The 20,017-nt window shown below is 48.3% G+C and carries 19 protein-coding genes; 18 read left to right on the top strand and 1 reads right to left on the bottom strand.

The window, feature by feature from the left end; genetic code table 11:
* Window positions 1-7: 7 nt before the first annotated feature.
* The 4 genes from BUA56_RS12915 to BUA56_RS12930 all read left to right on the top strand — a co-directional run bounded on the left by BUA56_RS12915 (window position 8) and on the right by BUA56_RS12930 (window position 4,738).
* On the top strand, window positions 8-760 hold the full coding sequence (locus tag BUA56_RS12915) for a cytochrome c biogenesis CcdA family protein (RefSeq protein WP_072852379.1): 753 nt from the start codon (window positions 8-10) through the stop codon (window positions 758-760).
* Window positions 761-790: 30 nt separating this feature from the next.
* Window positions 791-1,969: an NAD(P)-dependent malic enzyme gene (locus BUA56_RS12920; RefSeq protein ID WP_072852382.1), complete on the top strand. Its 1,179-nt coding sequence runs from the start codon at window positions 791-793 to the stop codon at window positions 1,967-1,969.
* Window positions 1,970-2,177: 208 nt separating this feature from the next.
* The gene (locus tag BUA56_RS12925; protein WP_072852384.1) at window positions 2,178-3,533 is read left to right on the top strand and encodes a sigma 54-interacting transcriptional regulator; all 1,356 of its coding nucleotides are present in this window, start codon (window positions 2,178-2,180) and stop codon (window positions 3,531-3,533) included.
* A gap of 149 nt (window positions 3,534-3,682) precedes the next feature.
* Window positions 3,683-4,738 carry a proline racemase family protein gene (locus BUA56_RS12930; RefSeq protein ID WP_072852386.1) on the top strand — a complete coding sequence of 352 codons (1,056 nt, stop codon included), beginning with the start codon at window positions 3,683-3,685 and terminating at the stop codon, window positions 4,736-4,738.
* Window positions 4,739-4,821: 83 nt separating this feature from the next.
* Here the strand turns inward: BUA56_RS12930 and BUA56_RS12935 are convergent, their stop codons facing one another.
* A complete protein-coding gene (locus BUA56_RS12935) occupies window positions 4,822-5,616 on the bottom strand; it encodes an IclR family transcriptional regulator (RefSeq protein WP_072852388.1) in 795 nt (264 codons plus the stop codon).
* 289 nt (window positions 5,617-5,905) lie between these two features.
* Between BUA56_RS12935 and BUA56_RS12940 the strand changes: the two genes are divergently transcribed.
* The 14 genes from BUA56_RS12940 to BUA56_RS13005 all read left to right on the top strand — a co-directional run bounded on the left by BUA56_RS12940 (window position 5,906) and on the right by BUA56_RS13005 (window position 19,878).
* A complete protein-coding gene (locus BUA56_RS12940; RefSeq protein WP_072852390.1) occupies window positions 5,906-7,342 on the top strand; it encodes a trimethylamine methyltransferase family protein in 1,437 nt (478 codons plus the stop codon).
* A 26-nt stretch (window positions 7,343-7,368) separates the two neighbouring features.
* Window positions 7,369-7,590 (top strand): 4Fe-4S binding protein, encoded by a 222-nt coding sequence (locus BUA56_RS12945; protein ID WP_072852392.1) that lies wholly within the window; start codon window positions 7,369-7,371, stop codon window positions 7,588-7,590.
* Window positions 7,591-7,605: 15 nt separating this feature from the next.
* Window positions 7,606-8,691 carry a 3-methyl-2-oxobutanoate dehydrogenase subunit VorB gene (vorB, locus tag BUA56_RS12950; RefSeq protein ID WP_072852395.1) on the top strand — a complete coding sequence of 362 codons (1,086 nt, stop codon included), beginning with the start codon at window positions 7,606-7,608 and terminating at the stop codon, window positions 8,689-8,691.
* A gap of 1 nt (window position 8,692) precedes the next feature.
* On the top strand, window positions 8,693-9,442 hold the full coding sequence (locus tag BUA56_RS12955; protein WP_072852397.1) for a thiamine pyrophosphate-dependent enzyme: 750 nt from the start codon (window positions 8,693-8,695) through the stop codon (window positions 9,440-9,442).
* Window positions 9,435-9,971 (top strand): 2-oxoacid:acceptor oxidoreductase family protein, encoded by a 537-nt coding sequence (locus BUA56_RS12960; RefSeq protein ID WP_072852399.1) that lies wholly within the window; start codon window positions 9,435-9,437, stop codon window positions 9,969-9,971. The genes BUA56_RS12955 and BUA56_RS12960 overlap by 8 nt, the downstream gene beginning before the upstream one ends.
* 13 nt (window positions 9,972-9,984) lie before the next feature.
* Entirely contained in the window at window positions 9,985-12,078 is a 2,094-nt protein-coding gene (locus tag BUA56_RS12965; RefSeq protein WP_072852401.1) for an acetate--CoA ligase family protein, read from the top strand.
* A 3-nt stretch (window positions 12,079-12,081) separates the two neighbouring features.
* A complete protein-coding gene (locus tag BUA56_RS12970) occupies window positions 12,082-12,927 on the top strand; it encodes a YitT family protein (RefSeq protein ID WP_072852404.1) in 846 nt (281 codons plus the stop codon).
* A 3-nt stretch (window positions 12,928-12,930) separates the two neighbouring features.
* Window positions 12,931-13,311, top strand: coding sequence for a RidA family protein (locus BUA56_RS12975; RefSeq protein WP_072852405.1), 381 nt, complete (start codon window positions 12,931-12,933; stop codon window positions 13,309-13,311).
* A gap of 42 nt (window positions 13,312-13,353) precedes the next feature.
* Entirely contained in the window at window positions 13,354-14,937 is a 1,584-nt protein-coding gene (locus tag BUA56_RS12980; protein WP_072852407.1) for a BCCT family transporter, read from the top strand.
* 41 nt (window positions 14,938-14,978) lie between these two features.
* Window positions 14,979-16,028 (top strand): proline racemase family protein, encoded by a 1,050-nt coding sequence (locus BUA56_RS12985; RefSeq protein WP_103710730.1) that lies wholly within the window; start codon window positions 14,979-14,981, stop codon window positions 16,026-16,028.
* A gap of 39 nt (window positions 16,029-16,067) precedes the next feature.
* A complete protein-coding gene (locus BUA56_RS12990; RefSeq protein ID WP_072852409.1) occupies window positions 16,068-17,117 on the top strand; it encodes a proline racemase family protein in 1,050 nt (349 codons plus the stop codon).
* 36 nt (window positions 17,118-17,153) lie between these two features.
* Window positions 17,154-18,074, top strand: coding sequence for a sugar phosphate isomerase/epimerase family protein (locus BUA56_RS12995; protein ID WP_072852411.1), 921 nt, complete (start codon window positions 17,154-17,156; stop codon window positions 18,072-18,074).
* A 32-nt stretch (window positions 18,075-18,106) separates the two neighbouring features.
* Window positions 18,107-19,186, top strand: a complete 1,080-nt coding sequence (locus BUA56_RS13000) for a proline racemase family protein (protein ID WP_242946771.1) — start codon at window positions 18,107-18,109, stop codon at window positions 19,184-19,186.
* Window positions 19,187-19,338: 152 nt separating this feature from the next.
* The gene (locus tag BUA56_RS13005; RefSeq protein ID WP_072852415.1) at window positions 19,339-19,878 is read left to right on the top strand and encodes a methylated-DNA--[protein]-cysteine S-methyltransferase; all 540 of its coding nucleotides are present in this window, start codon (window positions 19,339-19,341) and stop codon (window positions 19,876-19,878) included.
* The last annotated feature ends 139 nt before the right edge of the window (window positions 19,879-20,017 follow it).

Raw genomic sequence — 20,017 nt, forward strand, 5'->3', positions numbered from 1 at the left:
AGAAGATATGGATGCCTGGTTCGATCGAGTCATTGCCTTTTTGGCTGATGTAATGACTCAAAATGTGTGGTTTGCTCCCATTTTGAGTCTGGCAGCAGGGATAGTGACCTCTTTTACGCCCTGCTCTCTATCGGCAGTGCCTTTGGCTCTTGCCTATATGGAAAGGACATCCTCCACCCCCCGTACTGCATTCCGGCTGTCATTGACTATGGCTGCCGGGATGGCGGGGACATTTGCCGTCTTTGGATCTGCTGCATCTATAATCGGCCATTATATGCACGAGATTGGCCACTGGTGGAGTTTGATTATGGGGCTTCTTATGATTCTGATGGCTTTACAGACCTGGGGTATGATAAAAATATTTCCTGGAAAGAGGGAGCATAGACATCACGGCCGCCAGGGGGACAGTCATGGAGGGTGCGGCTGCCATGCAGGGGATATGAAGAAAATGCCTGGAAACGGATATGTGGGAGCGTTTTTTACCGGAGCTTTGAGCGGGGTATTTGCATCCCACTGTGCTGGGCCGGTGATGGTTGCCCTGCTTGCAATCGTGGCTCAGTCGGAAAACGGACTGCTCTGGGGAATTTTCCTAATGATTTTATATGCGGCCGGCCACGGTATTTTGCTGGTACTAGCAGGGACCGGTTACAGTGCGGCAGACAGTTGGATACGCAGTCCTAAATATAACAGGGTAAGCAGATTGCTGCGGGTAGTGTTAGGAGCGGTAATTCTGTTTATCGGCCTATGGATGCTATTATAAAATTAGTGAATCATATACGGAGGAGCCAGAATGGATTATGCAAAGGAATCATTAAAACTGCACTATAAATGGCAGGGAAAGATTGAAGTAACCCCGAGAGCTGAGGTGAACAGTAAGGAGGCACTGTCCCTGGCCTATACGCCAGGGGTAGCCCGGCCATGCCTGGAGATTCAGGAAGATTTGAACAAGAGCTTCGATCTCACCCGCCGATGGAATACGGTTGCAGTTGTGACCGACGGAACTGCTGTACTTGGCCTGGGGGACATCGGGCCGGAGGCCGGCATGCCGGTGATGGAAGGTAAGTGTGTGCTTTTTAAGGCATTTGGAGAGGTGGATGCAATCCCTCTCTGCATCAGAAGTAAGGACGTAGATGAGATTGTTCATACGGTTGCCTTACTGGCCGGAAGTTTTGGGGGTATAAATCTGGAGGATATCAGCGCACCCAGGTGCTTTGAAATAGAGAAAAAATTAAAGGAATGCTGTGAGATCCCAATCTTCCACGATGATCAGCACGGAACCGCCGTGGTTACGCTGGCGGGATTAATGAATGCCCTAAAACTGGTGGGAAAGAAGCTGGAGAATATTAAAGTCGTGACCAGCGGCGCGGGTGCGGCAGGCATTGCCATTATACGGCTGCTTATCAGTATGGGGGTCGGAAGAGTCATAATGACGGATCGCACAGGCGCGATTTATAAAGGCAGATCTGGGTTGAATCCTATCAAACAGGAGATGGCGGAGATTACAAATCAGGATTGTGAAAAAGGTGCTTTAGCAGATGTAATCAAGGGCGCTGACGTGTTTATCGGGGTGTCGGCACCGGGAACGGTGACGAAAGATATGGTACAAACTATGGCTGAGGATCCTATAATCTTTGCCTGTGCCAATCCGACCCCTGAGATCTTTCCGGATGAGGCAAAGGCCGCGGGAGCCGCAGTAGTGTCTACGGGGCGCTCCGATTTCCCCAACCAGGTGAATAATGTACTGGCATTTCCTGGTATTTTCAGAGGGGCATTGGATGCCAGGGCTTCCGATATCAATGATGAGATGAAGACAGCCGCCGCCTATGCAATTGCAGATCTGGTATCAGAGGAGGAACTGAGCGCGGACTATATATTGCCGGCAGCCTTTGACAGAAGAGTAAAGGACGCAGTGGCAGAGGCGGTTAAACAGGCAGCCATCAACAGCGGGGCCGCACGGGTGCGGCAGTAATACTAAAATAATAAGAACATTCCTGCAGGAGCCAAGAGGTTTTTATCCTTGAACTCCCAGAGGGAGTGTTCTTTTTTTTCAATAATCCGTTCCAACCAATTTTTCAAAAAATTACAGATGAGGATTGAAAAGTCCGGCGATTGATGTAAAATAGATAGAAAATAATAATACCAAATGTCTGGAGTGGCAAAAAAGGAGGGAAGGTTAAATGGATACTTATAAAAAAATCATGGCGGAAACAGAATTTTCCCATTTGGTATTTGAGAATATGATGGAGGAAATTTTTGTTTTCAATGAAAATGGCCGCTGCGTATATATTAACCCTGCAGCGGAACGGTCGGAAGGATTTTCACTGGATCAGGTCCGCGGAAAACGATTGCTGGAAATTTATGATGTAGAAAAGGAGGACAGCCCCACCTATTTGGTTCTATCGACCCAAAAACCGGTGGAAGATATGGTTTGTGCATACCTTACTGGAGGAAGAGAAAAGATAAAGACAAGCAGTGCCTTTCCGATTTTCAATGGAGAGAAGTTCGCAGGGGCGTTTTGTATTCAGAGGGATTTTTCTCAATTTACGGATATGATTGACAAGAACCTGGAGCTTCAGACGCAGTTGAATCAGCAAAAAAATCATGGAGGGAGCGGCGTGTATGAGCAGCACCTCATCGGAGAAAGTGAGAGCTTCCGTTACGCTTTGTCTCTGGCGGAGATGGCGGCGCAATCGGATTCCAATGTGCTCTTGGAAGGGGAGGATGGGTGCGGCAAGACAACCATTGCACATTATATTCATGATCACAGCAGCAGAAGACATGCCCCGTTTCTTCTTGTAGACTGTGCGTCCGTTCCGGAGGAACTGCTGGAACATCTTCTGTTCGGAACAATGGGACAAAGTCACAGCGGATGGGAAAAAGAGGGAATATTGAGCCGATTAAATGGAGGTACCCTGTACCTTAAGAATATTACCCACCTGCCCGGCGCAGTTCAGATGCGGCTGGTGCGTGTATTAGATGAAAACAGAGACTTCCGGCTAATCTGCGACAGCAAGGTGTCCTCCACTGATATTGTACGGAAAAGCTTTCTCCATATGGACTTTTTCTACAACATTTCTGTGGTGCAGATTCGCATTCCCCCTTTAAGGGAGAGGGAAGATGATATTTTGCTGTTTATGGAATATTTTATGCACAAATATCATCAGAGATTTGCTAAAAGGATTGCAGGTGTGAGTCAGGAAACGGTTTCCTGGTTCCGTATCTATTCCTGGCCGGGTAATATCCGCCAGTTTCGGACCTGCATTGAAGCGGCAATGAATTATGCGGAGGACGGAAAACAAATAATGGCAGATGATCTTCCCGCGAACATCTTTTACGAGCGCAGGGACGAGCAGGCTGATACAGATGGTACTGCTTTCTGCAAACGAAAGCTTTATTTTGAAGCCAGGGAAAAGGAAAGGGATGAGATTGTAAAAGCATTAAGCCATACCAACGGCAATATATCCCAGGCATCCCGTTACTTGGGGATCAGCAGGCAGCTGCTGTATTATCGTATGAAGAAATATAAGCTTTGACAGAGGGTGTAAAAATGTGCCAGGAAACTTTTACACCTGATTTTACACATTTTTGCATTGTTATTAAAAAATGTGCTGCGTATAATCTAAATATCAAGGTGCAGGCGTAAAAACCACAGCCAGTAATTATAAAAAAGGAGGACACGATCATGGGTTTTAAACGTATGTTTGATGCCGTGGAAGTTCACGAGGGTGAACCTATGCGGGTAATTATCAGTGGGGTACCTCACATTCCGGGTAATACCCTTGCAGAACAGGAAGCGTATTTGCAGGAGCATGATAAACAGATCCTCGGCCTGATGCTGAAAGAGCCGCGCGCTATGCCCGCAAGTGTGGTCAGTATGCTGGTTCCTCCAAAACATCCGGATGCCCAGGCTGCTACTTTGTTTGCCTGCGGAGATGAGTGGACCCTGCATAGCGGTGCTACGGTTATGGCTACGGCTACAGCTCTACTGGAAACTGGACTGATTCCTATGCAGGAGCCTGTTACAGAATTTAACCTGGAAATCCCGGCGGGACTTGTTCCCATTCGCGCAGAGTGTAAAAATGGAAAAGTTACAAGCTGTACTTTTACCAGTCTGCCAACTTTTGTAGGGGGCTTAGACCAGGAGGTACATGTGCCCGGTATGGGCAGGGTTCTGATTGATGTGGCCTGGGGTGGTCAGGGATTTTTTGCAGTCATCGATGCTACGCAGTTTGAAGGATTGGTGCTGGACTCTGCACATGCAAAGGATATTCGCCGTATCTCTGCTGCCGTTACACAGGCGGCCCGGGAGCAGCTTCATCCTGTTCATCCGGATTACCCTGAGCTGGGTGTATGCGTCTCAATTATGCATCAGCCCCCCATATCTCCAGGTACTGATATCCGTACAGCTAATGTTTATGGTGCGACAGGCGTTGATTTGAATAATCCCGATACCTGGTCTACTGGCGGTCTGGATCGGGGCGTCTGCGGAACAGGTAGCTGTGCCCTTTTGGCAGTGCTTCATGCACGCGGTAAGCTGGATGTTGGACAGACGATTATCAATGAGGGGCCATTAGGGATCCGCTTTTCGGAAAGAATTGTGGGAAAGACTAAGGTGGGGGATTACGATGCCGTTATTCCTGAGCTTACAGGACAGCTATGGATTTATGGATATACAAAATGGGTCCTTGATGAGACCGATCCATTTCCCAATGGCTTTGAAATAGGTGATATTTGGTAGCCTGATCGGAGACGAAGAAAAAAATTAATAGGATTTAAAAGCTGCCGCTTCACAATTTTCCAGTTGTTAGCGGCAGCAGCTTTTTAAAAATATTCAGAGGTTCCCTCCATGACATACCCCAAAAGTCCGGAAAGCCTTTTTACAGCAGGGACTAATATTCCGGCAATCCTCTGTTCTTCCTCCTCAGTCAGACTGCTACCGCTGACACTGATAGCACCTAAGGGCAGGTTCGAGTGTCCCATTACCGGGGCTCCCACACAAAAAATATGGTATTCGTTCTCCTCCCGGTCCAAAGCATAGTGTCTGCGCCGGGTTTCGCTCACATCCTGAAGAAAGCTGTGTATATCTGTAATGGTGTGTTCTGTCAGAGCCTTAACGTCAAAGGTCTCCCATTTTTCTATAATCTGCGTATTGGTATAGGCAGAAAGCAGTGCCTTTCCCGCACTGGTACAGTAAAGGGGAGAGCGGCGTCCCACCGTGGTGTAGATAGAAAAGGAAGAGGTCTTCTGCCCGATGCTCTGCAGGCAGAGCAGCTGATTGTTGTCTTCTACCGAAAACTGGGCAATCCTCCCGGTTTCTCTGCTCAAATCCACCAGGGTGGAATTAATAAGAGAAATTTTATCAAGGTTCTGTATAGAACTGATCCCTACTTCATATGCTTTCAGCGTTAAAGTATAATTTCCTGTCTGGGGATTCTTATCCAGATATCCGTTTTGTACCAGTGTATAGGCCAGCCTTAGTAAGGAGGCCTTGCTTACTCTCAATTCTTTATGCAGATCGTTCAGGCTCATGCTGCCCTTACGGGAGATGGTCTCAAGGATCTGAAAAGCCCTGTCCACAGCCTGTATGGTTTCTAATTTATTTTCTGTTTGTGACAATATGATTCCTCCGGTATTCAGCCGGTTTCAAATATGAAACAAGGCTATATTCTTTAATATCAGGAGCACTTCGCAATATATGCCCTACGAGTATTATATACCTAACAATTTAACACTAGCAAGAACAATATGCATAAAAAGCCTGGCAAAATGCACAAAAATAAAAAGAGAAATCCAGTAAATAATTTGTCAAAAAGTATTTGCCCTGTTTATATAATGATGATAAAATTGAAATAAGAAATAAAAAAATGAAACGTAAAATATAAAAGTGAAACGCAAGGAGGTCAATATGGAATTAATGAGAAATGTAAAACTAAGTATGTTCACAGATGAAGACATGCAGCGCGTACATGACTATTCCCTGAAGCTTTTGTGGGAAAACGGTGTAAACATTGCAAACGATCGCGCCCTCACCCTGTTTAAGAAGCATGGGTTTAAGGTAGAGGGGAGCCAGATTTATATTACAGAAAAGCAGGTGGAAGAAGCTCTGTCAAGGATTCCCACCCACTTTGTTATCCATGGACGCAACAGCGAGAGAAACCTGGATCTGGGAGGCGGAGATTATGGTGTGTGCACCCCCATCGGACCTGTAAATGTTAGAACTATGGATGAGGGGCTTCGTCAGGGAACTTTAAAGGACGCGGAGAATTTGGTTAAAATTTACCAGGCCAGCGATGTAATCAATATTAATACAAACAATGGAGTAGAAACCAATGATGTACCCACGGAGAACCGCCATCTGGAAATTATGCGGATGGTTCTGAAGCATACAGATAAGCCTATTTATACACGCCTTTTTGATTATGAGCAGATGCATGAGGCTATGGACATGGTAGAAATTGCAGTGGGGGAAAAACTGGAAAAGGGCGGAAATATCTGGTTTGCACCGGGTTCTTGTCCCTCTCTGAGTCCTATGGCATACAGCCGGGAGGTGGCTGACTGTATTATTGCATTAGCTGAGCGAGGTCAGGTAGTTACCCTTGGATCGGCAACCAGTACCGGCGTAACGGGTCCGATACAGATTTTCGGAACCATTGTAATGCAGAATGCAGAGCAGCTGGCAGGTATGGTTCTGACACAGCTTATAAATCCGGGAAATGCTATGGGCTATGGTGTGGCTGCCTGTCCGGGAAATATGCGGGGCGCCAAATACTGCTGCGGTTCCCCGGGACGCGTGGCCCTGCAGATTGGCTCCATTGAAATGGGCAAGAAGTTCTACAAGCTGCCCACCCGTACAGAGCCTTATACCACAGAAAGCTCACTGAACGATGTACAGAGCGGTATGGAATCCTATGAAGGCAGCATGGCTAATATCCTGGCAGGGGCTGACTATCAGCTGGGTGAGATTGGCACGCTGGATGCCCTCATGACGGTATCCTTTGAAAAGACTATACTGGATGAAGAGATCACCAGCCGTCTGCTCTACATCAAAAAGGGCATTGACGTATCGGAGGAAGCCTCTGCAGTGGAATCCATTATGAATGTGGGGAGCGGGGGAACCTTTCTCTTGGAGGACGATACTATTGAGCAGATGCATGATGCGTGGTACCCCCAATATACTGACTGGAACAGAGATATTGATAAGATCGGGGATGATGGATACAGATACATCATTAAAAAGGCCAATGAAGAATGGAAACGCCGCCTGGAAGAAGCACCGGAGACTATGCTGGATCCAGGCACGGAAGAAGCGCTTGATGACTATGTAAAAGCACATTCTAAATAATCTATGGAAAGAAGAGAGGTTTCAGGATGGAAGATGTAACAACAAAGACCAGGGCAAAGGCACAGGCGGATACAAGCTTGTGCAAGGGATGCCGGTTGTGTGTGGGTGCTTGTCCAAAGGACGCTATTATACCGCTGACTGAGATGAATAAAAAAGGATATGAGATTATCCGTATTGAGGAAGATAAATGTATTGGATGCGGACAGTGCTATACCATTTGCCCGGACTATGTATTTTCTATTGAATAAAGGAGACAGGTAACCATGAGTAAAAATTTTAAATTGATGAAGGGGAATGAAGCTATTGCTGAATCTGCTCTCCGTGCGGGATGCCGTTTCTACGCCGGATATCCCATTACCCCCCAGAGTGAGATTCTGGAGTATATGTCGGCACACATGGCAGAGTACGGCGGTACATTCATTCAGGGAGAAAGTGAAATAGCAAGTATGAGTATGCTCTGGGGAGCCGCTGCCTGCGGCACCAGAGTTATGACCAGTTCCTCGGGACCGGGATATGATTTAAAGCAGGAGGGAATCTCCTATCTGTCTTCCTATAATCTGCCTGCAGTGCTCATTGATGTTATGAGATACGGGGTAGGGGATGGAGAGATTACAGAGGGACAGGATTCCTACTGGATAGCAACAAGAGGAGGAGGCCACGGAGATTCCAGACAGATTGTCCTTACCCCCGCTTCTGTACAGGAATGTGCAGAGCTTACATACCAGGCCTTTGACATAGCAGAAAAGTACCGCACCGTTGTTATTGTACTCAGTGACGGCGGGATCAGCCAGATGATCGAGAAAGTAGTTCTTCCCGAAGCTAAGGAGCATGACGGAAGCAAGTTTGATTGGGCAATCAAGGGCTATAAAAACCCTGAGGAACCTAAGGTTAAAGTCACAAACCTGGACAGATCTATGGACTATGGCGAATATGACAGTATGATGCGCAAAAAATTTGTCGCAATGCACGAGAATGAACAGCGCTGGGAGGAATTTATGACTGAGGGAGCGGAGCTGATACTGGTTGCCTATGGGATCTCCTCCCGTGTCTGCAAATCAGCAGTGCGCCGTGCACGGGAAGCGGGAATCCGTCTTGGGCTTATACGGCCCATTACAGTGTGGCCTTATCCGGAAAAAGCTTTTGCCTCTCTTCCGGCAGACCTGAAAGGGCTGGTGAGCGTGGAAATGAGCCTTTCTTCCCAGATGGGCCAGGATATTCGTCTCGCCACGAAATACAGCGTGCCTCTCTACGGGTATCTTACAACGAAATACGTCCCGACAGCACAGGGGATTGTAGACTACTGTAAGAGCATACTCGCGGGAAATGAAAAGGAACTGGAGGTATATTAGTATGGCAGCTACGATGAAAAAACCCAAAATGATTAATCAACAGGTTGGCTGGTGCCCTGGCTGCGGCCATGGAATCATTCAGCGTCTGATTGCTGAATGCTGTGAAGAGTTGGATCTGGCAGAGCGTACGATTCAGGTGGTTGACATTGCCTGCGCATACTGGTCCATCGATACCTTAAACTGTGATGGCATTGCAGGGCCTCACGGACGGTGCGCAGCAGTGGCAACAGGTATTAAAAAGGTATATCCGGATTCCAATGTCTACGTCCATGCAGGGGACGGATGCTCCTATGTAATCGGGCTTGCGGAGACCTGTTATGCGGCACAGCGAAATGTTCCTATTACTATGATTGTAGTAAACAATGGAATCTTCGGTATGACCGGAGGACAGATGTGCCCGGCAACTACCCTGGTGGGAGATAAGACGGTGAGCAGTAAAAAGGGCAGGGACAGCCATGTGGCCGGAGAGCCTTTTGATATGCTGAATATAATTAAAAATTATGACATAGCCTATGCGGCCAGAGGGGCTTTGTATGATCCAAAGCACATCAACGCAACAAAGAAGATGCTGAAGAAGGGATTTGAGAATCAAAGAGATAAGAAGGGATTTTCCATTATAGAGATTCTATCGCCCTGCCCTACGAACTGGAAGATGTCTCCTGTGGATGCTATGGAAAAGATAAAGAATGAGAATGAAAAAGTATATCCCATAAAGGTATATGTGGATAACGGAGGTGAGGCCAATGGCTGATATTATGTTTGCTGGCATCGGCGGACAGGGAGTTCTGACCGCCGGAAAAATATTAATTGAAATTGCCGCTGAGAATGGCAAAAATGTCTGCTGGACCAGTGAATATTCAGCGGAGATGCGGGGAGGGATCTCCTTGTGCAGAGTGGTAATCTCTGATGAGGAGATTGGCAGTCCGTATCCGGATGTTCTGGATGTATTGTGCTGTATGACAGAGGATGCCTATGATCAGTATTCCTGCCAGGTGCGTCCTGGGGGAACTGTTATTATTAACCGCTCTCTTTTTAGTGAAAGAGATTTCCCTGAAGAGGTGCAGGTATACGGAGTGGATGCCATGGAAATCGCAGCAGAGGCAGGAAGTCCCAGAGGCCTTAATCTTGTTATGCTGGGGGCCATGATAAGGGCAACGGAAATGATTGACAAGGATCAGTTTGCAGATACGCTAAATGAGTATTTTGAGAAGAAGGGAAAGGGTGATCCCAAAAATCTCAGATGCTTTGCCTTAGGTTACGAAAAGACTGTGAAGATGTAGTGGGGGTTGACAGATGGATCTGAGAAAATTATTAAAACCAAGGTCGGTGGCCATTGTGGGCGCCAGCGAAAAAGCAGGATTCGGGGGTGATACCACAAGAAATTATCTGAAGTTTTCAAAAAATTTGGATCATTTGTATTTTGTCAATCCGGGCAGGGATGAAATCTTCGGGCGCCGTTCTTATCATTCTTTGCTGGAGATAGAGGAGGATGTAGATCTGGTCATTTTATGTACGCCGCAGAAGACGATTATCCCCCTGCTTCAGGACGCCGCCAGAAAAAAATGCGGCGGCGCCGTGGTTTTTGCCAGCGGGTACAGCGAGACCGGAGAGGAAGGGCGTATCCGCCAGGAAGAGCTGGTGGAGGAGGCCAACCGGTTGGGAATTGCTGTTATGGGTCCCAATTGCGCAGGGTTTGCTAACTTCATTGATGGAATTTTTGCCTATGCGTTTTTAGTAGAGGAGAGAGACCGTTCAGGCAATATCGGCATGGTATCCCAGAGCGGACAGATTGTTCTGGGGGGGCTGGACAGTTCAGTTATGGGCTTTAGCCATGTCATATCTTCCGGAAATTCCTGCAATGTAAAAGTAGAGGATTACCTGGAGTTTTTAGTAGAGGATGATGATACAAAGGTAGTAGCAGCTTACATAGAAGGCGTGACTAAGCCGGCACAGCTGGCCGCAACTTTCCAGAAAGCAGCACAGAAGAAAAAACCTGTGGTGATATTAAAGATAGGCCGTTCCGGCAAATCCCAGGAGCTGGCGGCTTCCCATACAGGCTCCCTTTCCGGAGCGGATAAGGTGCTCAGAGCGATTTTTAAACGCTACGGAGTGATAGAGGCAGGGGATCTGGAGGAACTGATGGGGATTGCAAATGCATTCTCCTGGCTTGCGGAGCTTCCCAGGGGGAAACGGTGCGTCTTTATGAACGTATCCGGCGGGGAGGCAGGCGTAACGGCGGATCTTTCGGAAGAGTACAAGATTCCTCTGGCAGACTATAAACCGGAGACCAGGGAATATCTCCAGACACTGGTGCCGGTCTACGGCTCTGTGAATAATCCCTTTGATATGACAGCGGAGATAGGATATAACGTACCGGTGATGTGCAAAGCTATCCGGGCTATTTCGGCAGACGATCAGGTTGACGCCATATGTATTGCCTATACCATTACACCGGAAGTTTGGGATGTTACCATGTTCAGGATGGTGCAGGCTGTGTCCATTGTCCGGGAGGAGCCGGGGATAAAACCTATTTTTTGGATTCCGTTTATAGAACACTCCAGACATCCGGAAAGTGCCCGGATGCTGAAGGAGGCAGGTGTTCCTCTTCTGCCCTGCGGAAGGTATGGGTTTAGCATCCTGCATCAGGTACTGGAGTTTGCTGCATTTAAGTACGAAAAAATCGAGGCGGCAATTCCCGACTGTCATCCCGCACAGTCATATGGGATGAGTGAGTTTGAGAGCCTCTCCTTCCTGGAAAAACAGGGAGTGCCGATACCGCCGCAGGCGGTTGCCGCGTCCCATGAAGAAGCTATACAGGCAGCTAAGACACTGGGATACCCCCTTTCTGTAAAAATTCATTCGGCTGATATTCAGCATAAGTCAGATGTAGGGGGCGTGAAGCTGAATATCCAAAATGATGAGGAACTGTGCCGGGCTTTTGACGAAATCATGGAAAACTGTTCCAAACATGCCCCGGGTGCCCGGCTGTCCGGTGTCCTGCTGAAGCCTATGCTGAAACCGGGAGTGGAGATGATCATCGGCGTCAACAACGACAGAGATTTCGGCCCCATGATTATGGTTGGAATGGGCGGCGTATTTGTGGAGTTATTTAAGGATGTACAGCTGGCACCTGCCCCGCTGACCCAAAAGCAGGCTGAGAAGATGATTCAGGAACTGCGGGCGTATCCTCTGCTGAACGGGTACCGGGGAAATCCAGTGTGTGATAAAGAAGCACTTGCGGACTTACTGGTCAGAATCAGCGAGATGGCGGCCAGAAATAAAAATGTAATAAAGGAATTAGATATTAACCCGGTATTTGTTACAGAGGACGGAGTGGCAATTGCGGATGCCCTCCTGCTGGTGTACGGAGACGAAAAGGAAAGGTAATCAATGAATAGTATTGTGTGTCTGGTAAAAAAAGAAGGAGCAGCGATCTGCAAGATAGTTACGGGCTGTTTTCTGTACGCGCTTTCTGTGGTTCTGTTTATTGATCCCGTTAAAATTATCCCGGGTTCCGTCACAGGGATCGGCGTGGTAGTAAAAGCTCTGACAGGATTTCCCATTGGTGTACTCAGTATCCTGATCAATGTACCCTTGGTCATCTGGGGTACCATCGTCCTGGGGAAAAGGCTTTTGCTCTATACCGGACTTACTGTTTTACTGTCCTCTGTAATGATTGACATGCTGGCTTTTCTGCACCCATTTACACAGGATATCCTGTTAGGCTCTATCTTTGGCGGTGTGGTAATGGGTGTAGGCCTCGGACTGATTCTGGACGGGGGAGGAACCACCGGGGGGACAACGGTTGTGGGGCGTCTGGTCTTGAAAAAAAGGCCGGACGTACCTATGGGAAATATTCTATTGATCGGGGATTTCATTATTATACTTATGGGTTCCCTGCTTTTGCGGGACTGGGATTTGCTGCTGTATTCTGTGATTGACTTATATATCTGTGTGGTAGTAATTAATAAAGTCATGTATGGCTTTAAGATAAACAGTCTGTCCATTATCTTTACGGGGAAGGGACACACACTGGATCAGAAGCTGCAGAATGCTGCACCCTGTAATGTGCTCTATAAAAATAAGGAGCAGATTGTCCTGGTGAGCAGAAAAAGGGATATGAGTAAGATACAGCATCTTGCGGAGGAGGTTGATGAGAATGCGTCTTGTGCGGCCTTTGACACTGATTATTCCTTCGGAGATATGTATAGAAACTATTTAGGCGAAAGGAGCTAATCTATGGAACTCAAAGAAATTATCAGCAAAGAGGCGTCACCTGCACTGGGACCATACTGTCACGGCAGAAAATATGGCAGTATGATTATCACTTCAGGGCAGATACCTCTGACGAAAGAGGGGGAGTATATCTATGAAGTAAAGGCGGCAACAAAACTGGTACTAAAGAATCTGATCAGTATTGTGGAAGCTGGAGGGGGAAGTAAGAACAGCGTTGCCAGAGTGGACATCTTTGTAAACAGTTTAGACGATTTTTCTGCTATCAATGAGACATATGCGGAGTTCTTCGGGGACTATAAGCCAACCAGGGTTTGTGTGCAGGTAGAGGCACTGCCCGCAGATGTTCCGCTGGAGGCGTCCATGCTCGCTTTTGCTGAGGAATAAGTGTTTCACAGAATCAGAAAATCGTAAAAAGGAGAAAAAAATATGGATAAAAAAAGTATTTGGGAAAGAATCAGTTTGAGAACTTTTGTTCCCCCTGCAGTCTTGTTAGTCTTAACTGTAATTATAGCTTTTGTCATACCCCAGCAGTTTGGCGCCGCCATGAAGGGTGCACTGAACTGGGTTGAGCTGAATTTTGGCTGGTTTTTTGTACTGATGACTACCCTGTTTGTGGGAGTCCTTCTCTGGCTGGCATTCAGCAAGTACGGGAATATCCGGTTTGGCGGCAAGGATGCAAAACCAGATATGCCCACCTGGAAATGGTTTTGTGTTGTCCTTACATCAGGTATGGCCGCCGGATTATGCTACTACGGCGTTGCCGAGCCACTGGATTTCTTCCTGAATCCCCCGGGATTCTCCGGTGTGGCAGGGGGCTCCCCTCAGGCAGCCGAACTGTCACTGCGCTATGTCTTTATGCATTGGGGCCTGCATCCTTATGCGATCTATACCATGGGCGGTCTTGCGGCCGGATTCCTTTACTGGAACTGTAAGCGGCGCTTCCATGTCAGCACTGGTTTGATTCCTCTTATAGGTGAAAAGGCAAACGGTAAGCTGGCTGACTGGATCAACGGGCTTTGTATCTTTGGGTTTATAGCCGGATTCTCCACCGCCATTGGTCTGAGTTCCGATCAGATAGCCACAGGTTTTCTTTATGTGACCGGGCTTGACATAAATAAGAACATTCTCTATGTAATAATTTGTCTGATTTTTGCCGTTCCCTCCATTCTGGCAGCTTGTTCCGGCCTCCACAAGGGCATTGCGAAGGTGAGTACCTTTAATATGTGGATTTACTTCATCCTGATGGCGGGCGGACTGCTGCTTGGCAAAAATCTAATATTTATTCTCAACAACACCGTCAGCAGTGTCGGACAGTATTTTCAGTTCCTTCCCGGCCAGTCTCTCTACACGGAAGCGGCCCAGCAGACGGGCTGGGTAAATGGCTGGACGATTTTCTACTGGGCCTGGTGGCTGTCAGTTTGTCCTTTGGTTGGGTTATTCCAGACAAAGATGGCAAAGGGCCGTACCGTGCGGGAGTTTATTCTTGTAAACATGGTTGCTCCGCTGCTTTTTGTTATTGCCTGGTTTGGCATCTTCGGCAGCTCAGCCATTGAGATGGTGCTCCATGGAAATACATCTATTCCGGAGGTATACAACGAATTAGGATCTTCCATTGTGTTTTTCGCCTGGGCCAAGGAACTGCCTGGGTCCGTTATATGGTATATCCTGGGATTCCTGGCTATTATTTTCTCTGTTATTACACTGTTTGAGGCACAGGTACTCACCCTTTCCGATATGTGCACCAAGGGAGTGGAACTGGATGATACATCTAAAGACGAGACCAAACGCTCTCCGATACCTCTTAAAGTTTTCTGGGGCCTGCTTTTTGTCAGCATGGGATTTGCCTTGCTGTACTCTCAGGGCGGTCTTTCGGCGGTGCAGACCACCTCGGTTGTTTTGGGCCTGCCGATTCTGATCCTAACCAGTCTGCTGATGATATCGGCAATTAAGGTGTTTACCCAGTACAAGAAGTATGACAAAACCTTGGGTAAGGACGAGGATTATTTTTAATATTAAAATAATAAAACGATTCTAAAAAGGAGGTATTATCAGTGAGAATTAAAAGAATGTTTAATGCAGTGGAGGTACACGAGGGTGAACCTATGCGGGTCATCACCGGCGGCGTACCCTACATTCCCGGCAGCACTCTGGCGGAACAGCGCCTCTGGCTTATGGAGAATGATGACCAGATCCGCAAATTAATGCTGACAGAGCCCCGGGGAATACCGGCATCCGTGGTAAGTCTGATTGTCCCGGCAAAGGACCCCCGTGCTGATGTAGGCGCAATATTTATGTGCGGTGCGGAATACCCTATGGTGAGCGGTGCCACAGTCATGGCCACTGCCACAGCTCTGCTGGAGACAGGTATGCTCCCTATGCAGGAGCCGGTTACGAACTTTGTACTGGATACCCCTGCGGGTCCCCTGGATGTAAAGGCTGAGTGCAGGGACGGTAAGGTAATCAGCAGTTCCTTTATCAACGTTCCTTCCTTTGCCGTCTATCTGGACAGGGAAATTGACGTTCCCACCCTGGGGAAGGTTAAGGTAGACGTGGCTTGGGGCGGCTGCTTCTACGCTATCTTTGATGTGACACAGTTCCCGGGGGTTACACTGGATCCGGATCAGGGCAAGCAGCTCTGCCGAATCTCTGCTCTGGTAGCCAAGGCAGCTCAGGATCAGCTTCCGGTTTCCCATCCGGACTATCCCGGTATCGGCATTGCTCTTACCATGATGTATGAACCTCCGAAGTCCCCGGGGGTTGACCTGAGAACACAGAATGTATACTTTACAAAACCCATTAGCTTTGAGGATCCGGATACCTGGACCGGAGCTATGGATCGGGGCGTCTGCGGAACCGGCAGCTGTGCGGTTATGGCAGTGCTTCACGCGAAGGGATTGCTGAAGCCGGGCGAACCCTGGGTGAATGAAGGAATTCTGGGTGTGAAGTTCACCGGACGGATCCTTGAGGAAACTAAAATTGGCGATTATCCAGCGATTGTTCCGGAGCTGAGCGGTGAATGCTGGATTTACGGTTATACAAACTGGATCCTAGACGATACGGATCCTTTCCAGGAAGGATTTACAGTTGGGGATATCTGGTAGAGCCGTGCGGAATTATGAGATAGTAAAGGAGGAAAAACGATGGGTTTTAAAAGAATGTTTGAAGTAGTGGAAGTCCATGAAGGCGATCCATTTCATGTTGTCGTCGGCGGGCTGCCCTCTATCCCAGGCGATACACTCAGGGAACAGCAGCTGTGGCTGAAAGCGCATGATGATCAGGTGAGGGAAATCCTGATGCTGGAACCCCGTGGGATGCCGCCCACATGTATCAGTATCCTGGTTCCGCCAAAGGATCCCAGAGCATCCGCCGCCTGCCTGTTCATCAGCGGCGGTGAGTATGCACTGTGCGCGGGTGCTGTGGTTATGGGGACGGTAACCGTGCTCCTTGAGACCGGCCTTCTGCCGATGCAGGAGCCTCTCACGGAGTTTGATATGGAGATCCCTGCAGGACTCATACATATTGAAGCTACCTGCAAGGACGGAAAAGTCCTCAACACGAACTTTACCAATGTGCCTGCCTTCGTGGTTTGCCTGGATAAGGAGATCGACGTTCCTCATCTTGGTAAGGTAAAGATTGATGTAGCCTGGGGCGGCGTAATGTTTGCACTGATTGATGCCACTCAGTTCCCCGGTCTGGAGCTGGTTCCGGAGCAGGGCAAGGAGATCTGCCGTATATCCGCGCTGGTTACAAAGGCGGCCCAGGAACAGATTACCGTCACACACCCGGATCATCCGGATATCGGCATCACTGCCTCTGTTATGTTCCAGCCCCCAATCACGCCGGGTACAGATATGAGATCCGCGAACGTTATCTATTATCATCCCATTGACTTCGATAAGCCAGAAACCTGGACCGGCGGCCTGGACCGGGGCTGCTGCGGAACCGGTACCTGTGCCTTTACTGCAGTGCTGAAGGAACGAGGCAAGCTCAAAGAAGGGGAGACCTGGGTCAACGAGGGAATACTGGGCATTCAATTTACTGCCCGCTATACCGGTGAGACTATGGTAGGAGATTATTCGGCTGTAATTCCGGAAACCGGAGGCCAGTGCTGGATCTACGGGATCAATAAGTGGGTCCTGGATGAGACAGATCCCTTCCCTCATGGCTTTACAATCGGTGATATTTGGTAAGATTTCATAGATGGTTAAAATGTTAGGAGTAAACATATGACAGATAAAAACAGACCCCTGAAACTGGGGATGCACTCATATTCCCTTCACTTTTTTGGATTTGGCACAAGCTGGGGGATGGGGAAGGATCAGTTCTTTCCCCAGGTTATGGACATTTTTGAACTGATGGATCAGGCGGCAGACTGGGAACTGGACGGGATTCAGATAACCAAGGTAGATTTGGAAAGCGCAGAACCCAAATATCTGGAAAGGGTCAGAGATGCGGCCGCGGACCATGAACTGTTCCTGGAATTTGTCTCATGCTTTAACTCAGGGTGCGATTCCCGGCTCAACTGTACGGTTGAGGAGGCACTGGAAATCGGTCGGGCTCTGGATGTAGATTTGGTTAATTTCGGCCTGGATATTGAGCGCCCCAGACAGCTTTATGGCTCTTGCATGCATCCGGATGTGATGCGCCAGCTGGCAGACAGATATCAGCTGTTCAAAGCGGCGGTTCCGAAAATTGAGGAGTGCGGATTTAATATTACTATAGAGAACCATACCGATACTTTTGCAGATGAAATTCTCTGGCTGGTGGATCAGCTGAATCACCCAAAGATCGGCACCTGTGTGGACACTATGAACCCTCTGCAGGTTCTTGAGGATCCTTACTATGCTATGGAACGAATGCTTCCCAAGGCGTTTTGCTGTCATTTCAGTGATGATATCATCGTTCTGGATCCCACAGGTGTCCATGACGTGGGGGCGCCCCATGGACAGGGGTCTATGGACTGCCCCAGAATGTTACGGCAGATTCGCGAAAAGTCATCCCTGGACCGAATCATTTTCGAGAATGAGATTGCCTTTTTGAGGCTGGATGAACCTATTGAAGAGGCAAGGGAACGAGAAATGAAAGCATGTGAGGCGAGTGTCCGTTACCTGAGGGACGAATTAAAGCTTGGTGTAAGAAACCGCTGATACTGCATGTAATTACATTTGTGCGTAGCGTAATGCAGCAAATAGAAGTAGTGGAGGATTGTATGGGTTTTAAAAGAATGTTTGACGCAGTTGAGTGTCACGAGGGGGAACCCCTGCGAGTGATAACCACCGGAATTCCCACGATTCCTGGGGATTCCGTGTATGAACAGTGTATGTGGCTGAGAGAACATGACGATCAGCTCAGGCTGCTTATGCTCAGGGAGCCCCGGGGTATGCCGGCTACATGTGCAAACCTGATTGTGCCGGCAAAGGATCCCAGGGCTGCAGCCGGATATATTATCATGGAACAGACAGAGTATCCCATGATGAGCGGAGGAAATACCATTGCCGTTGCTACGGCGCTTTTGGAGACAGGACTTTTGCCTATGAAGGAGCCGGTTACAGAGTTCTATCTGGAGGCCCCTGCAGGTTTGATTCACATCACGGCAGAGTGCAGCAAGGGAAAGGTTACCAGTGTCACCTTTAAAAATGTTCCCTCCTTTGCGGTATATCTGGACAAAGAGATAGAAGTCCCTCATCTGGGGAAGGTGAAGGTAGATATTGCCTGGGGCGGTATGTTCTATACGGTTATTGACGCCACACAGTTTGAGGGATTAAAGCTGGTGCCTGAGATGGGACGCGAGATTGCAAGGATCTCTGCCCTGTGTACCAGAGCAGCTATGGACCAGCTTCCCGTAGAGCATCCGGATTATCCGGGAGTTGGCATAACCTTATCCATTATGCACGCTCCCCCGGTCACTCCTGGAACTTATATGCGTTCATCAAATGTAGTATTTACAGGTGAGATTGATTTTGACCGTCCGGAGACCTGGACCGGCGCTCTGGATCGCGGCTGCTGCGGAACCGGTACGTGCGCACTGATGGCGGTGGAGCATGCAAAGGGCAGGCTGAAGGTCAATGAACCATTCTATAATGAAGGACTGCTGGGCGTAACCTTTACCGGCCATGCAGTGGAGGAGACAGAGCTCCATGGACATAAGGCCATTGTGCCTACCATAGGCGGCCAGTGCTGGATCTATGGGTTCAGCAAGTGGGTTCTGGATGAAACAGATCCTTTCCCCAATGGATTTACCATCGGGGATATTTGGTAAAAAAGGAGAAGCGAAACCTTACGTGAGGGGGATTCGCTTCTCTTTTTTTAGTGAAAGGACTAAATAGTCCAAAACAGGCTGACATGTGGTATAATTTAATAAATATGAAGAGCAGTGTTATCCCTAACATTTACTTTAAGGAGGAAATGAATATGTATTATTCCGCGAATTACGATTCCCCCCTGGGACAGATTACCTTGGCAAGTGACGGAGAGCATCTTGTGGGTGTGTGGATAGAAGGACAGAAATATTTTTGCGGCTCAGTAAAAGAAGAGCTGGTCCCCAAAGACGGTTTACCGGAGTTTGAAGCGGCAAAAGACTGGCTGAACCAATACTTTGCCGGGGAAAAACCACAGATAGATGAGCTGCCCCTGGCCCCCATAGGCGGTGAGTTCAGACAGGAGGTATGGAAACTGCTCTGCGAGATTCCCTACGGAGAAGTGACAACATACGGGGAAATCGCAAGGAAAGCGGCAGAGAAGCTGGGCAAACAGAAGATGTCTGCCCAGGCAGTGGGAGGGGCGGTTGGACATAATCCTATCTCTATTATCATCCCATGCCACCGCGTGGTGGGGGCAAACGGGAGCCTCACCGGCTATGGGGGAGGTATTCAGAAAAAGGTATGGCTTCTGACCCATGAGGGGGCGGACATGAGAAAATTCACTGTTCCCACCAAGGGCACCGCCTTGTGACAGACAGAGCAAATAGGAGGGGAAACCGGCAGGTTTCCTCTCCTATTTGCTATACGATTCATACAGCACAAATACAATTGACAAGAGAAATGTCATGACATTATAATGAAGTAACAAATGATGCGATGTGCGGATTAGC

Source organism: Lactonifactor longoviformis DSM 17459 (assembly GCF_900129135.1).
In the GTDB taxonomy this organism is placed as follows: domain Bacteria; phylum Bacillota; class Clostridia; order Lachnospirales; family Lachnospiraceae; genus Lactonifactor; species Lactonifactor longoviformis.